General features: G+C 74.7%; 14 protein-coding genes. 10 read left to right on the top strand and 4 right to left on the bottom strand.

What is annotated here, in order from left to right; all coding sequences use genetic code 11:
* The first annotated feature begins 5 nt into the window (after positions 1-5).
* Both dinB and ABGB11_RS10225 read left to right on the top strand, forming a co-directional pair.
* Positions 6-1,181 (top strand): DNA polymerase IV, encoded by a 1,176-nt coding sequence (gene dinB, locus ABGB11_RS10230; RefSeq protein ID WP_347631214.1) that lies wholly within the window; start codon positions 6-8, stop codon positions 1,179-1,181.
* Between the two features lie 104 nt (positions 1,182-1,285).
* Positions 1,286-2,092 carry an SAM-dependent methyltransferase gene (locus ABGB11_RS10225; RefSeq protein ID WP_347631212.1) on the top strand — a complete coding sequence of 269 codons (807 nt, stop codon included), beginning with the start codon at positions 1,286-1,288 and terminating at the stop codon, positions 2,090-2,092.
* Positions 2,093-2,098: 6 nt separating this feature from the next.
* Here ABGB11_RS10225 and ABGB11_RS10220 read toward each other — a convergent pair whose 3' ends face one another.
* On the bottom strand, positions 2,099-2,953 hold the full coding sequence (locus ABGB11_RS10220; protein ID WP_347631210.1) for a hypothetical protein: 855 nt from the start codon (positions 2,951-2,953) through the stop codon (positions 2,099-2,101).
* A gap of 434 nt (positions 2,954-3,387) precedes the next feature.
* Between ABGB11_RS10220 and ABGB11_RS10215 the strand changes: the two genes are divergently transcribed.
* From ABGB11_RS10215 to ABGB11_RS10205, 3 genes are all read left to right on the top strand, one after another.
* Complete coding sequence (locus tag ABGB11_RS10215) at positions 3,388-5,205, top strand: histidine kinase (RefSeq protein ID WP_347631208.1); 1,818 nt, start codon at positions 3,388-3,390, stop codon at positions 5,203-5,205.
* Positions 5,196-5,870, top strand: a complete 675-nt coding sequence (locus ABGB11_RS10210; RefSeq protein WP_347631206.1) for a response regulator transcription factor — start codon at positions 5,196-5,198, stop codon at positions 5,868-5,870. The genes ABGB11_RS10215 and ABGB11_RS10210 overlap by 10 nt, the downstream gene beginning before the upstream one ends.
* A gap of 303 nt (positions 5,871-6,173) precedes the next feature.
* Positions 6,174-7,973: a sensor histidine kinase gene (locus tag ABGB11_RS10205; RefSeq protein WP_347631204.1), complete on the top strand. Its 1,800-nt coding sequence runs from the start codon at positions 6,174-6,176 to the stop codon at positions 7,971-7,973.
* 132 nt (positions 7,974-8,105) lie between these two features.
* Here ABGB11_RS10205 and ABGB11_RS10200 read toward each other — a convergent pair whose 3' ends face one another.
* From ABGB11_RS10200 to ABGB11_RS10190, 3 genes are all read right to left on the bottom strand, one after another.
* Positions 8,106-8,738 (bottom strand): TetR/AcrR family transcriptional regulator, encoded by a 633-nt coding sequence (locus ABGB11_RS10200; protein WP_347631202.1) that lies wholly within the window; start codon positions 8,736-8,738, stop codon positions 8,106-8,108.
* A gap of 43 nt (positions 8,739-8,781) precedes the next feature.
* Positions 8,782-9,177, bottom strand: coding sequence for an STAS domain-containing protein (locus ABGB11_RS10195; RefSeq protein ID WP_347631200.1), 396 nt, complete (start codon positions 9,175-9,177; stop codon positions 8,782-8,784).
* 95 nt (positions 9,178-9,272) lie between these two features.
* Positions 9,273-10,124, bottom strand: coding sequence for a PaaX family transcriptional regulator C-terminal domain-containing protein (locus tag ABGB11_RS10190; protein ID WP_347631198.1), 852 nt, complete (start codon positions 10,122-10,124; stop codon positions 9,273-9,275).
* 137 nt (positions 10,125-10,261) lie between these two features.
* On the opposite strand from ABGB11_RS10190, the gene ABGB11_RS10185 reads away from it, so the two are divergent.
* From ABGB11_RS10185 to ABGB11_RS10165, 5 genes are all read left to right on the top strand, one after another.
* Positions 10,262-11,458 carry an ABC transporter substrate-binding protein gene (locus ABGB11_RS10185; protein ID WP_347631196.1) on the top strand — a complete coding sequence of 399 codons (1,197 nt, stop codon included), beginning with the start codon at positions 10,262-10,264 and terminating at the stop codon, positions 11,456-11,458.
* Complete coding sequence (locus tag ABGB11_RS10180; protein WP_347631194.1) at positions 11,455-12,219, top strand: ABC transporter ATP-binding protein; 765 nt, start codon at positions 11,455-11,457, stop codon at positions 12,217-12,219. The genes ABGB11_RS10185 and ABGB11_RS10180 overlap by 4 nt, the downstream gene beginning before the upstream one ends.
* An 89-nt stretch (positions 12,220-12,308) precedes the next feature.
* Positions 12,309-13,034, top strand: a complete 726-nt coding sequence (locus ABGB11_RS10175) for an ABC transporter ATP-binding protein (RefSeq protein ID WP_347631192.1) — start codon at positions 12,309-12,311, stop codon at positions 13,032-13,034.
* Positions 13,031-13,894 carry a branched-chain amino acid ABC transporter permease gene (locus tag ABGB11_RS10170; RefSeq protein WP_347631190.1) on the top strand — a complete coding sequence of 288 codons (864 nt, stop codon included), beginning with the start codon at positions 13,031-13,033 and terminating at the stop codon, positions 13,892-13,894. Before ABGB11_RS10175 ends, ABGB11_RS10170 begins: the two co-directional genes overlap by 4 nt.
* Positions 13,891-14,937 carry a branched-chain amino acid ABC transporter permease gene (locus ABGB11_RS10165; RefSeq protein WP_347631188.1) on the top strand — a complete coding sequence of 349 codons (1,047 nt, stop codon included), beginning with the start codon at positions 13,891-13,893 and terminating at the stop codon, positions 14,935-14,937. Before ABGB11_RS10170 ends, ABGB11_RS10165 begins: the two co-directional genes overlap by 4 nt.

Below are 14,937 nucleotides of genomic sequence, written 5' to 3'. Positions count from 1 at the left end.
TGTTCGTGTCCGGTGGTGCTTCGATCCTGCATGCCGACCTGGACGCGTTCTACGCGTCGGTCGAGCAGCGGGACGACCCCGGGCTCCGGGGGCGGCCCGTGATCGTGGGGGCGGGGGTCGTGCTCGCGGCCAGCTACGAGGCCAAGGCCTTCGGGGTGCGGACGGCGATGAGCGGCGGGCAGGCGCGGCGGTTGTGCCCGCGCGCGGTGGTCGTCCCGCCGCGGATGAGCGCCTACAGCGAGGCGAGCAAGGCGGTGTTCGCCGTCTTCCGGGCCACGACACCGCTGGTGGAGGGGCTGTCCATCGACGAGGCGTTCCTCGACGTGGACGGGTTGCGCCGGCCGCCCCCCGACATCGCGGAGCGGCTGCGGCGGGAGATCGCCGAGGAGGTCGGGCTGCCGATCACGGTCGGGGTCGCCCGCACCAAGTTCCTCGCCAAGGTCGCCAGCGGCGTCGCCAAGCCCGACGGGCTGCTGGTGGTGCCGCCGGACGGCGAGCTGGACTTCCTGCACCCGCTTGCGGTGCGGCGGCTCTGGGGCGTCGGGCCGGCCACCGCCCGCAAGCTCGCCCGGTTCGGCGTCACCACGGTCGGGGACGTCGCCGCCATGCCGGAGGCCGCGCTCGTGTCGCTGCTCGGCCCGGGAGCGGGGCGCCACCTGCGCGCCCTGGCGCTCAACCGCGACCCGCGCCCGGTGCGCACCGGAACGCGGAGGCGGTCGATGGGCTCGCAACGGGCGCTCGGCCGCCGTCGGCGGTCACCGGAGGAGCTGGACGCGATGCTGGTCGGCATCGTCGACCGGCTGGGCGGGCGGCTGCGCAAGGCCCGGCGCGTGTGCCGGACGGTGACGCTCCGCCTGCGGTTCGGCGACTACGGCCGGGCGACGCGCGCGCACACGCTCGCCCAGGCGACCGCGGAGACCCCGATGATCCTGCGCACGGCGCGGAGCCTGCTCGCCGCGGCCGGGCCGCTGATCGAGGAACGGGGCCTGACGCTCATCGGCGTGTCGCTCGGCAACCTGCACGACGATCGCGCCGTCCAGCTCGCGCTGCCCTTCGACCGGGCCATGGCCGTGGACGGCGCGGTCGACGGCGTCCGGGGGCGGTTCGGCTCGTCTGCCATCACCCGCGCCGTGCTGATCGGACGCGACCCGGGCCTGTCGGTTCCGATGCTGCCCGACTGACCGCCCCTGTCAATGCCGGTGCGGGCGGCTCACCGAGGGCCTCCCTGAGGGCGCCGGGCGTTCCGTGAGACGATCGTTTTCCCGGGAATTCGAGTGGAGTTGCGATGGCAGATGAGAGGTGGTCGCCCGCCGCCGTCGATCTGGAGACGCCCAACACGGCCCGGATCTACGACTACCTGCTCGGAGGCAAGGACAACTACGCCGCCGACCGCGAGGTGGCGGAGCAGCTGCTCGCGGTCATCCCCGAGGCGCGGATGGCGGCGCAGGAGAACCAGGCCTTCATCGGGCGCGCCGTCCGCTACCTCGCGGGCCAGGGCGTCCGGCAGTTCATCGACATGGGCTCCAAGCTCCCCGCGCAGGGCAATGTCCACGAGGTCGTCGCCGAGGTGGCGCCGGACGCCACGGTCCTGTTCGCGGACGGCGACCCCGTCGTCCTGGCCCACGCGCGGGCGCTGCTGGCCGGCATCGAGCGGGCCGCCGTCGTCCAGTGCGACCCGAAGCACCCCGACGCGATCACCGGCGACCCGCACGTGCGGGCGCTCATCGACTTCGGGCGGCCGGTCGGGATCGTGCTCGACCGGGTCCTGCACTTCGTCGACAGCACCGCCGAGGCCGCCGAGGCCGTGGCCCGCTTGCACGACACGCTGTCGCCGGGGAGCCACGTCGTGTTCACGCACATCACCCGGGACCCCCAGCCCGAGTCCAGCGGCGAGGTCGGCACGCTGTTCAAGCCGACCAAGGGCCACTTCTGGGGCCGCCGCCGCGCCGAGATCGAGGAGATCGTCTCCAGCTTCGACCTCGTCGAGCCGGGACTGACCTTCACCCCGCTGTGGCGGCCGGGCCGGCCGGGCGCGGGCGCCGCGCACCCCGAGCGCACCTTCACCCTGGCCGGTGTCGGCCGCCGCGGCTGACCGCGGTCAGGACGGCAGGAGCCGCCGGGCGCGCCCGCGTGCGCCGTACCTGCCGCGCACCCCCAGCCGCGCCCGAACCGGGCGCCGCGCGGCGGGCGCGACCGCACCGGTGGCGTCGTGCACCCAGCCCTGGTGGCTGCGGCCGGTGACCTCCAGCCGGACGAGCGGGACGTAGGAGTCGGCCCGGATCCCCGCGTAGCCGTGCCGGACGATGGAGTGGTAGATGTCCTCGGACACGACCAGGACCAGCGGCGTCCCCGCCCGCCGCAGCGCGCTCTTCGCCTCGGGCGAGTCCAGTAGCCGGAAGGCGACGTCGAGCGCCTCGCCGAAATTGCCGCGGCCGTCGTTGTGCACCTCTCCGGCGTGCACGACGACGCGCACGCGAATTCGCCGGTCGCGGTCCGCCTCCGCCGCCATCCTGGAATTGTATTCGGCCAGCAGCGCGGACAGGATCGGCACGACCGGGTGCAGCAGCAGCGTTTTCGGGACCTCGTCGAAAGGGTGCACGAGAACGAGCGCCCCGTCGCCCCGGTCGACATACTCCTCCCGGTAGCGCGCCTCGATTCCGGCTCGCAGGAAGGCCTCCTCCAGCAGCCGGTACAGCGTCCGGCGCAGCTCGGCCTTCACCGGGTCGGTACGGGTGGTCGAGCCCTCGATGTCCACGGCCAGGATGGCGCGGTAGCGCGGCCGGACCAGGGCCCGGTCCGCGACCGGGAGCGCCGGGGCGGACGCGTCGACGAGCACCGGACGCAGGGCCCCCGCCCGCGTCCCGCCCGCCGTGTCCGCCGCCGCGCCGCCCGCCGCTGCGTCCGGTCCGCCGCGGGCCGGCCCCCCCGCCCGCAACGCCGTCTCGTTGCTCATTTCCCCCGTGCCCCTTTCTCCCGCATCCCCCATCGCCGGCGGAAAACGATCCTGGCATTGAGCGGCCGGACCGGCAACCCAGGCTCTCCCGGACGGCCTGCCGGGTTTTCCCGGTGATTGGCAATTCCTTTCAACAGATGATGAAAGGCCCTCCGGGAGGCGCGGTGCGGGCGCCGGCGCCGCGTCAAGGGGGACGCGTCCCGAATGGTCCTGATCTTGCGGGGCCGGCGTCCCGCATGATCGGGACGGAATGGCCGGGAACGGCCCCGCATCGATCGGATAACGGCGCCGCCGCCGGCCGCCCGACCGGGAAGACTTCCGGTGCGCCCGCACCGTCGGAAGCGGCGCGGCGGCCCCGCGTCCGGGAAAGCACGGACCGCCGCCCCGGGGGTTTCCGGTGGCAGGACGCGGTCCGAGGTCCCAGCATGGAGAGGATGGTCGTGGTGATTTCCGCACCGCGGAGGCGCAGGTCGCCGCCGTGGTTCGGGGCGGAGACGAGGCGCGCCCTCGGCTCCGGGCTCGCGGTGGCGGGGCTGGCGCTGCTCGCGGGCTGGCCGTACTGGCGGGGCCACCCGGCCGCCGCCGCGATCACGCTGGTGAGCTGCGCCGCGATCGCCGTCGTGGGCGTGCTGCTCGCGACCGGGGGACGCACCCGCCGCACCGGCCTGCTCTTCACGGCCGCGTCCGTCTGCTGGGCGGCCAACTGGGCCGCGAGCTGGGACGCGACCGTCTGGCCGGTCATCTCCCCGTACGCCCAGGCGAACTTCTACCTCGCGCTGATGATCGGCGTCCTGCTGTATCCGAGCGGACGGCTGGAGTACCTGGTCGACCGGATCTGGGCGGTGCTGGCGTGCCTGATCCTCTGGGGCTGCCCGACCGCGCTGTGGGTGACGTCCGAGCCCGAGTGGGCCGCGTTCCGCGGCGAGTCGGTGTGGTGGCCCGCGCCCTTCCCCGACCTGGAGGTGTTCCAGGCCGTTCTCCAGGTCTCCGCCGCCCTCTATGTCTTCCTCGCCTTCTCGTTCGCCATCGTGCTGCTCCTGCGGCTGCCGCGGATGAGCAGGATGCGGCGGCTGCTCGCGCTCCCGGTGACCGTCGCGATCGCGTCCGTCGGCATCTCGGCCGCGCTCACCCAGAAGCCGATCATGGAGGCGTCGATCCCGCTGGACGACCTGCTGCACGTCTACGTGGTGCAGGGCGCGGTGGTCGTCCTGGTCCCGCTGACCCTGCTGGCGTCCGGGCTGCGCGTCCGCCTCGCCGAGCTGACGGTCGCGGGGCGGATGCTCCGGCTGACCGCGCCGGTGTCGGTCGAGCGGGTCCGCGACGCCCTGCGGGACGTGCTGCACGATCCGACGCTGGAGCTGTGGTTCTGGGCGCCGATGGAGGAGACCTACGTCGACACCGCCGGGCGTCCGGTGGACGTCGACCCCGAGGACGAGGACCCGCGGGGACCGGACGGGGACGGCGCCGGCGGTGACGGGGGCCGCTGGCGGCGCCGGGTGCGCAGCGCCACCGGGGATCCGCTCGCCGTCGTCGAGCTCGGCGGCGCGCTCCGCGACCACGGCTCGCTCGTGCAGGCCGCGCTCGTCGCCGGCGGCCGGGCGCTGGAGACCGCGCGGCTGCAGGCCAGCGTCCACGCGGGGCTCGAACAGGTCCGGTCGGCCTACCGGCGGCTCGTCCGCGCCGAGACCGTCGAGCGCGAGCGCCTCGCCCGCGACCTGCACGACGGCGCCCAGCAGCGGCTCCTGGCGCTCGGCGCGATGCTCGGGACCCTGGAGGCCGTCTCCGACGACCCCGCGGTGAAGGAGCACGCCCGGACCTGCCGCGCCGAGCTGATGGAGGCCCTCGCCGAGCTGCGGTCCCTCGCCCGCGAGGTGCAGCCGGCGCTGCTCGTCCAGGACGGCCTCGGGCCCGCGCTGGAGGTGGTCGCCGAGCGCCTCGGCACGCGTGTCAAGCTCGACGTCACCTCCCGCCGCTTCTCCAGGGAGATCGAGTCCACGCTTTACTCGGCGCTTTGCGAGGCGCTGTCGTACGCTGTCGACCGCGCGCGTGCGACCCGGGTGTTCGTGCGGGTCGGCGAGGAGGACGGACGGCTGGTCGCCGAGGTGGGACTCGACGGCACCGGCGCGTCCGCCGATCCCGGCGCCGGGCCGGCCGGTCTGTCCGGCCGCCTCCGGGCGCTGCGCGGCACTGTGGAGGTCGGGGGCGGTCCCGGCGAGGGCATGACGGTAAGGATGGACCTTCCATGCGAGTAGCCGTGGCGGAGGACAGCGGTATCTTCCGGCAGGCGCTGGTCACCCTGCTCACCACGGTAGGCATCGAGGTCGTGGTGTCGGCCGGCTCCGGCGAGGAGCTGCTGGCCCGCGTCGCCGGCGACCCGCCCGACGTGGCGATCGTCGACCTGCACATGCCGCCGACGTTCACCAACGAGGGCGTCGTCGCGGCCCGCCGGCTGCTGGAGCGCCATCCCGGCCTCGGGGTCCTCGTCCTGTCCGCCTACAACGAGACGCCGCCGGCGATGGAGCTGTTCCGCGACGAGCCGCGCGGCGTCGGCTACCTGCTGAAGGACCACGTCACCGACGTGGAGAACCTGCGCTCGGCGCTGGAGCGGGTCATCCGGGGCGAGGTCGTCATCGACCCCGACGTGGTGGCCAGGCTCGTCGAGGCGCGGCACCGCGAGCACGAGCTGGCCCGGCTGTCCGAGCGCGAGCGGGAGGTGCTGGCGCTGATGGCGGAGGGCCATTCGAACGCCGGCATCGGCAAGCGGCTGCACCTGTCGGCCCGCACGGTCGAGGACCACGTGCGGGCCATCTTCACCAAGCTCAAGATCGCCTCGTCCGGCGGCCCGCCGGGGCCGCAGGAGCACAACAAGCGGGTGCTCGCGGTCCTCACGTGGCTGCGCGCCGCCGAGTCCCGCTGACCGGATCCGGACGGCCGCGCGCCGTCCCCCGGACGGCCGTCACCGGCCGCGCATCAATCGGGTAACGGCCCCTCGCGCTCCGTGCTCGCCGTACGGAAAACTGACCGCGCGAGTCCGGTCGCGTCAGGCGGCCCGGTGGTGGCCCCCGCACGCCACCGGGACGCGCCACGGGCCCGGCGCCGGCCCGTTTCGAGGACCGTGTCCGGCACGCTCCCATGTTCCCGGCGCCGCGCCCCGCGCGCATCCGGGAAAACACCACTCCCGGACGGTGGTTTCCCGGGACGACGACACGGAAGGGACCGCGTGAGGCTCGTCTCCCGGTGGCCGCCCTGGCTCAGCCCAGGTGTCCGGCGCGCCCTGGCCGCGGGTACGGCGGTCGCCGCGGCGGCCCTCCTGTGCGGCTGGCCGCACTGGCGGGCGCAGCCGCCCGCCGCCGCGGTGACGCTGGTGTGCTGCGGCGGCTTCGCGATCGCGGGCGGGCTGCTGGCCGCCGGGCGGGTCGGCCGGCGGACGGGCGCGGTGTTCGTGTTCGCGGCGGCGGCCTGGGCGGTCACCTGGTCGGCGGCCTGGAACGCCGGCGTGCTGCCGGTCATGTCGGTGTTCGCCCAGTCGGTGTTCTTCCTCGCGATCGGCGTCGGCGTGCTGATGTACCCGGGCGGCCGGCTGGAGGGCGCCGCCGTCCGGCTCTGGACGGCCGCCGCCGTCGTGATCATGGTCGGCGGCCAGGCGCTGCTGTGCGCGGTCTCCCGGCCGGGCTGGAACGGCTTCGCCGCCTCGGCCGCCTGGCCGGCGGTCCGCCCCGACCAGGCGGTGTTCCACGGCGTCCAGCGGGCGCTGACGGCCGCGATGGCGGCGCTGGCCGGCGTCCTGGTGGTCATCCTGGTGGCCCGGATGCCGCGCACCGGGCGGCTGGACCGTGCGCTCACCGTCCCGGTCGCGATCGCCCTCACGCTGGGGGTCACCGGCGCGCTGGCCGTCCAGGGCACGCTCGCCGGCAGCGGCGTGGGCCTGGACGACGTGCTGGACGTCTACCTCGTCCAGGGCATCTGCGCGACCGTGATGCCGGTGGCGTTCCTCGGCACCGCGCTGCGCGCCCGGCTCGCCGAGCTGACGGTCGCCGAGCGGATGCACCGCCTGCTCGCCGACCCGGTCTCCACGGCGAGGGTCCGTGATGCGCTGCGGGCCGTCCTGGGCGACGACACCCTCGACCTGTGGCTGTGGGCGGACGGCGGCTACGTCGACGTGGCGGGCCGCCGCATCCGGGGCGCGCCGGGCGCCGCCCCCGGGCGCTGGCGGCACGAGGTGCGGACGTCCGGAGGCGAGCCGCTCGCCACCGTCGACGTCGCCATCGCGCTGCGCGACCACGAGCCGCTCGTCGAGGCCGCGCTGGTCGCGGGCGGCCGCGCGCTGGAGACCGTCCGGCTGCAGGCCGCGGCGCAGGCCAACCTCGAACGGGCCCGCGACGCGCAGGAGCGGCTGGTCCGGGTGCAGGCGGCCGAGCGCGAGCGGCTCGCCGCCGAGCTGCAGCACAGCGCCCAGCAGCGGCTCCGGGGCTTGGAGGAGCTGCTGGCGCGCCTGGAGAACGCGGCGGCGGACCCGCGGGCCCGGGAGCAGGCCCGCACGTGCCGCCAGGAGCTGGCGGAGGCGGTCGCCGAGCTGGACGGCCTGGCCCGCGGCGTGCACCCGGCGATCCTGAAGGACCAGGGCCTCGCGCAGGCGATCGAGCTGGTCGCCGCGCGCGCCGCGGTGCCGGTCCGCCTCGACCTGCCCGCCGGCCGGTTCGCGCCCGCGGTCGAGTCGACCCTCTACTTCGCGCTCTGCGAGGCGCTCACCAACGCCGTCAAGCACGCGCGGGCGGACTCGATCGCGCTCGCCGTCCGGCCCGGCGCGGACGAGATCGTCGCCGAGGTCCGCGACGACGGCGTCGGCGGTGCCGGCACGAGGCCGCACGGCGGCCTGGCCGGCCTCACCGACCGCGTCCGCGCGCTCCGCGGCCGCGTCGAGGTGGAGAGCCCGCCCGGCGAGGGCACCACCGTCCGCATCACCCTCCCCGCCCGCGGCGAGGACGGCCGGGAGCCCGGCACGGAGGCCGGCCCGGTCTAGCGGTCGGGGCCGGAGGCCGGCCAGACCTCCGCCAAGGGCACGCCGACCTATTGGAGCAGCCGGTGAAGCAGCGGCAGGGAAAGCCGATGCCAGCACGATCCTCCGCATCGGGCCAGCCTAGAGCGCGGCGCGTCAGGCCGGGGCGTTGCGGACGATCGGGAGCAGGTAGCGGCGGGCGAAGTCGCGGGCCCCGTCGTCGTCGAGCGGGATGTGCCCCTCGGGCGTGAGGACGAGGGAGTGGGTGAGCCGCACGAGGATCTCGGCGACCACCTCCGGGTCGACGTCCGGCGGGGCGGCGCCGCGGCGCTGCGCCGTGCGCAGCCGGGCGGCGAGGTAGCCGCGGGCGGCGGCCAGCAGCGGGGCCGCCTTGACCGTGGAGTGCGGGAGGATCAGCTCGGGCTCGACGACCATCAGCCGGGTCACGAGCCGCTGTTCGCGGCCCATCCGCAGCGCCACCGCGAACCCCTCGACCAGGCGCTCCTCCAGGGTCGGCAGCGCGGCGACGGCCTCGTCCAGCTCGGCGAAGAACCGCCGCGCCTCCCGGAGCAGGACGCCGGTGACGAGGTCGCCCTTGGTGGGGAAGCGCCGGTAGATCGTGGCGCGGCCGAGGCCGGACTCGCGCGCGATGTCGTCCATGGTGGTGCGGCGCGGCCCGTAGGTCTCGAAGGACCGCAGCGCCGCGTCCAGGATGCGGTCGGTCTGCGGCTCGCTCTCGGGGACGCCGGTGAGGAGGTTGCGCAGGAGTTCGTCGCCGTCGCTCGTCATCTCCCGGCCGACTCTAGCCGCCGGGCGCCGCGCGGGCGCGCGGTCAGCGCGAGCCGAGCGCCTCGACGGCCTCGTCGGTGGTCGGGTAGGCGACCAGGTGGCGGTCCAGGCCGCTGCGCTCGATGATCGTCTGGAACCGGCGCCTCGGCCGCGCCAGCACGAGCTCGCCGCCGGCCTGGTGCGCGGCCTTCCAAAGGATGATCATCGCGTTCAGGCCCGAGGAGTCGCAGAAGCTGACCTCGCCGACGTCCAGGACGACCAGCGGCGGGCCGTCGTGGTCCCGCATCGCGGCGAGCGCGTGCTCGCGCAGCTGGTCGGAGGTCAGGATGGTGAGCTCGCCCTCCGCCTCGACGAGCAGGCAGGGCCCGCGGGCGCCGCTGCGGAGGTGCAGCGGGTCGATGGGTGCGGCGCCCGATGGTCCGCCGGGCCCTGGCGGCATGCGATCACCTCGCGTCCTCGTCGGCATGTTGTCGCAGGCACGCGACCTACCCGCGAGAGCCGAGGTCATGCGGCGGGACGGGCGGGAGGCGGCGGTCAGCCCACCCGGATGTACTCGATGGCCGCGTCCGCGAGCGCCCGCGCGCGGTCCTCGTAGCGGTCGCGCAGGTCCAGCAGCACCTGCTGGCCCCGGACGGCGGGCCAGCCCTCCGGCAGGTGCTCGACGGGCAGCCGCGGGTCGTCGCGGACGAGCTGCAGCCACTCGGTCGTCATCCACAGGTAGCGGGCGAGATCGTCGGGGGCGTGGGGGAGCGGGTCCGGACGGTCCCAGCGGTCCAGGAAGGCCCGGTAGCCGGCGGCGAGGCCGTCCAGGTCGAAGGCCTCGCGCAGCATGTGCGGGACGTCGGTCGGCTCCTCGGCCGGGCCGGCGAACACCTTCAGGTGCCCGTTCAGGCCGAGGCCCGCGACGATCGGCCGGACGTCGACCCGCGACGGCGCGATCCACGTGCCGTTGCCGAGCGAGCCGAACCCGGCCCAGGTGAGCCGGGCCCGCAGGTCGTGCCGGACGCGCTGCCACGACTCGGGCATGGAGAACGCGAGGACGGTCCAGTTGCCGTCCCAGTCGGTGTTGAGCACGCCGCGCCGCCAGACGCGCTCCTCGCCGTCGTGCAGGATGGCCTCGGACCGCGGGGTGAGCCCGAAGTGCATGCGCCTGCCCTCGCGGTGCCGCTCCAGCAGGCCGCGGCCGACCATGCGCGTCAGCGTGGACCGGACGGCGTGCTCGCCGACGCCTAGCCGGGCGAAGGTGTCGATGAAGCTGCCGGAGAACACCGCGACGCCGCGCCCGAGCACGTAGTTACCGAGGTAGGTCAGCATCAGCGACTGCGGGCGGAGCCGCGGGGACGGCCGTCCGGACGGCATCGGCCCGGCCTCGCTCTGAGCACTCACACTGCGGCTCCCGTCATCCGGCCAGCGTAACGACGGCGCTGCGGTGCCCCGCCGCCGTCACGTCGATGTTGGGCAAAACATTGACTGTCGTGAAGAGTACGCCTAACTTCGGGGCACGCCCACCCCGGGAGGTCCCAGTGCGTCGCAAACTCGTCCCGCTTCTGGCCACCGTCGTTCTCGCCGCCGGGTTCACCGCCGCGTGCGGCGACTCCGGCGGATCGGGCGGCGGCTCCACGATCAAGGTCGGCTTCATCGAGTCGCTGACCGGCAACTACGCGCCGCTCGGCGGCGAGGCGAAGAAGACCGTGGATCTCGCCGTCGAACAGATCAACACCGCCGGCGGCATCAACGGCCGCAAGATCGAGCTGATCACCCTCGACGACAAGACCGCTCCCGACCAGGGCGTGCTGCATTTCAACAAGCTCAAGGCGGAGAAGGTCACCGCGATCCTCGGCTCGACCTTCTCCAACGTCGGCCTCGCGGTCGAGCCGCTCGCCGAGCGGGAGCGGATCCCCTACATCTCGCTGTCGCCGGCCGACGAGCAGGTCGACCCGATCCGCAAGTACACGTTCGTCGTCCCGGCGATCTCATCCATGTACGCGCGGGCGATGCTCGGGTACTTCCAGGCGCACGACATCACCAGGGTCGCGGTCGCCTACGACACCAAGAGCGCCTACGCCAAGGCCGGCTTCGCGGGCATGAAGAAGTACGCGGGGCAGTTCGGGGTCCAGATCGTCAAGGAGGAGACGTACGAGACGACGGCGTCCGACTTCAGCCCGCTGTTCACGCACGTCCGCGATTCCGGCGCGCAGGCGCTCGTCGCGTGGGCGAGCGGCGCGCCCGGCGTGACGCTCGCCAAGCAGTACCCGTCGTCCGGCCTGAAGCTCCCGCTCTACATGACCGGCTCGCAGGCCAGCAAGCTCTGGCTCGACCCCGTCGGGAAGGCCGCCGAGGGCGTGTACGTGCAGTCGGCCATCGGCGTCGTGGGCGACCACCTGCCGGCCGGCAAGCTCAAGCAGGCCGTCGAGGAGATGTCCGTCCCGTTCAAGCAGAAGTACGGCTACGAGCCGCCGCAGTTCGCGATGGACGGCTACACGGGCGTCAAGCTCCTGGCGGCCGCGATCGAGAAGGCCGGCACCGACAAGGAGAAGATCCGCGACGCGCTGGAGAGCCTCAGCCTCGTCACGCCCTGCGGCAAGTACACCTACTCCAAGACCGACCACTCCGGCCTGCGTCCCACGGACATCTCCATGAACCAGGTCAAGAACGGCAAGCTGGTCCCCACGGAATGGTCGGTGAAGCAGCTCGCCGAGACCGCGAAGGCCGCCGGATGACGCCGCTCCTGGAGATCGGGTCCGTCGCGCGCGCCTTCGGCGGCGTGTACGCCGTCCGCGACGTCGCCATGACGGTCGCCGAGGGCGAGACCCGCGGCGTGATCGGCCCGAACGGGGCGGGCAAGTCGACCCTGTTCAACCTCATCAGCGGGCACCTCGCCCCCGACCACGGCACCGTGCGGTACGGCGGGCGGCCCATCGACCGCCTCCCGCCGCACGCCCGGGCGCGGCTCGGCATCGCGATCGTGTTCCAGAGCGCCCGCCTCTTCCACGGGATGACCGCGCTGGAGAACGTCATGGTCGGCGCGCACGCGCGCACCCGGCACGGCTTCCTGTCGGCCACGCTGCGCCTCCCCGCGCACCGCCGCGAGGAGGCCGCGATCAGGGCGGACGCCCTCGCCGCGCTCGACCGGGTCGGCCTGCGCGACTGGGCGCACCGCTCGGCGGACGTGCTGCCCCTCGGCCAGCAGCGGTCGCTGCAGGTGGCGCGCGCCCTGTGCGCGCGCCCGCGGCTCCTGCTGCTGGACGAGCCGGCGTCAGGGCTGCGGGCCGGGGAGCGCGAGGCCCTTGCCCGGCTCGTCGAGGGCCTGCGGGCCGAAGGGCTCACCATCATGCTCGTCGAGCACGACGTCGCCTTCGTCGCACGCCTCGCCGACCGCGTCAGCGTCCTGGACCTCGGCCGCCTGATCGCCGAGGGCACCCCGGAGGAGATCCGCGACGACCCCGCCGTCGTCGCGGCCTATCTAGGGGACGCCGCATGACTGAACGCAGCGAGCGCAGCGAGCGGAGTGAGGGCATGCGGCGGCTGTTGCCGGGGGGTGTGGGGGGTCGCCCCCCACAGGGTGACCGCATGACTGAACGCAGCGAGGGTCGCGGGGCGGCCGTGGTCGAGGTGAGCGACCTGGTCGTCCGGTACGGGACGGCGACGGCGCTCGACCGGGTCGGGCTGACCGTCGGTGCGGGGGAGCTGGTCGCGCTGATCGGGCCGAACGGGGCCGGGAAGACCTCGCTGGTCAACGCGATCGCCGGGGTCCTGCGCCCGGCGGCGGGACGGGTCGACCTGCGCGGGCGGGTGGCGCTCGTCCCGGAGGGGCGGCAGATGTTCGACGACCTGACCGTCGAGGACAACCTCGCCCTCGGGGCGTGGCGGCGCCGCCGCGCGAAGGGCGCCCGCGACACCGGCCCCGTGTACGACGTGCTGCCGCGGCTGGCCGAGCTGCGCAAGCGGCGCGCCGGATCGCTGTCCGGCGGAGAGCAGCAGATCGTCGCGTTCGGCCGGGCGCTGATGGCCGAGCCCGACGTGGTCGTCGTGGACGAGCTGTCGCTCGGGCTGGCGCCGCTCGTCACCGCGGACCTCGTCGCGCACCTGCGCGCGCTGAACGCCGCGCGCGGCCTCGCCGTCCTGCTGATCGAGCAGAACGCCCGGCTCGCCCTCGACCTGTGCGGACGCGGGTACGTCCTGGAGGCGGGCCGCATCCGCGCCGAGGGGCCGGCCGCCGAGCTGGCCGCCGGGCCGGAGGTCGCCGACGCCTACCTCGGCGGGCGCGACGGCGGCGGGACGGAGGAGCGGGCATGAGCGCCTTCCTGCAGTACCTGATCTCCGGGATCGCGGTCGGCTGCGGTTTCGCGCTGCTGGCCAGCGGCCTGGTCGCGATCCACCGGGTGACCCGCGTCGTGAACTTCGCGCAGGGCATGTTCGCCGTGGTCGGCGGGATGACGGCGGGCTCGCTGCTGTCGGCGGGGCTGCCGCACGGGGCCGCGGAGGCCGCCGCGGTCGTCGTCGCCGGCGCCACCGGGCTCGCGGTCGGGGTCGTCGCCACCGGGCGGCGCGGCACGTCCCCCCAGGCGGCGCTGATCGTCACGCTCGGCCTCGGCTTCCTGGCGTACGCGGTGGAGATCATGATCTGGGGCGACACCCCGCGCTCCTTCCCCGGGCTCGGCGGCGCCGTGACCCTGTTCGGCGCGCACGTCCAGAAGCAGTCGTTCCTCGTCATCGCGGTCACGGCGGCCGTGTTCGGGCTGCTCGCGGTGTTCTTCGGGCGCACCTACGCCGGCAAGGCGCTCAGCGCGTGCGCGTCCAACCCGTACGCGGCGCGGGCCATGGGCATCGACCCGCTGCGGATGGGCCTGGTCGCGTTCGCGCTCGGCGGGATGCTCGGCGGCCTCGGCGGCGTCCTGCTCACCCCGCTGCAGCCCATCTCCTACAACAGCGACGTCCTGCTGATCACCAACGGGTTCGCCGCGGCCGTGCTCGCCGGGCTGGACCGGCCGGGCGTCGCCCTCGCCGGCGCGCTCACGCTCGGCGTCGCGGAGGCCATGGTCGCGGGCTACGGCGAGGCGTCCTACCAGACCGTCGTCGCGCTGGCGCTGATGCTGGCGATCATGCTGGTGCGGGCCTCGCGGAGGACCGCGCTGCAGGAGGAGGCCGCCCGATGAGCGTGTCCGTCCGCAAGTCCTCGCGCGCCCCCGGCCCCGCGGCCGGGACGGCGCCGCGGCGGCGGCCCTCGCCCGGCGCCGTCGCCGCGGCCGGCGTCGCCGTGGCGGCGCTGCTCGTCCCGCTGCTGCTCCCCGAGACGCAGGTGTCGGTGTACGTGCTGCTCGTGCTGGCCGCGACCGTGGTGGTCGGCCTGTCCATGCTGATGGGGTACGCCGGGCAGGTCTCCCTCGGCCAGGCGTCCTTCACCATGATCGGCGGCTACACGGCGGCGCTGACCGCCACGCACGGCCTGCCGACGGGGCTCGGCCTGCTGCTGGCCCCGCTCGCCGCCGCGGCGGCCGCCGCGCTCGTCGGCGTCCCGCTGCTGCGGCTGCGCGGCCACCAGCTGGCGTTCGCGACCCTCGCCATCCAGCTGATCCTGCTGAGCCTCGTCGGGCGGCAGGAGTGGACGGGCGGCGACATCGGCCTGCAGGGGATCCCGCGCCTCCGCGTCGCCGGGTACGAGTTCGCGGGTGAGGTCTCCTACGCCTACCTGGCGCTCGGCGCCCTCGGGCTGGCCGTGCTGATCACCCGCCACATCGTGGCGTCCCGGCCCGGCCGGGGGCTGCGGGCGCTGGCGACCAGCGAGGTCGCCGCCGCCTCGTCCGGCGTGCCGGTCGCGGCCTACAAGCAGGCGGTGTTCGCCCTGTCGGCCGGGTTCGCCGGGCTGGCCGGCGGGGTCTACGCCTTCTACATCGGGTACGTCGCCCCGGGCTCGTTCCCCGTCCTGCTGTCGTTCGAGTACGTCGTGATGGTCGTCGTCGGCGGCGCCGGGACGATCTGGGGCGCGCTCGCCGGCGCCACCGCGATCACGCTGCTCCTGCAGCTGCTGAACGACATCGGCACGCGGGAGGGGATGCCCGCCTCCGCGCCGACCGTTCTGTCCTACGCGGTCTACGGGCTGCTGCTCGTCCTGGTCGTGCTGTTCCTGCCGAGAGGGCTCGTGCCGTCGGCCACCGGCTGGTGGGAGCGCCGCACGGCCGGCAAACCGATGGAGGGGTGA

Source organism: Actinomadura sp. B10D3, from assembly GCF_039871695.1.
Lineage (GTDB): Bacteria > Actinomycetota > Actinomycetes > Streptosporangiales > Streptosporangiaceae > Spirillospora > Spirillospora madurae.
The sequence above is the reverse complement of the archived record's forward strand: the minus strand, read 5'-3'. Positions and strand labels throughout refer to the sequence as shown.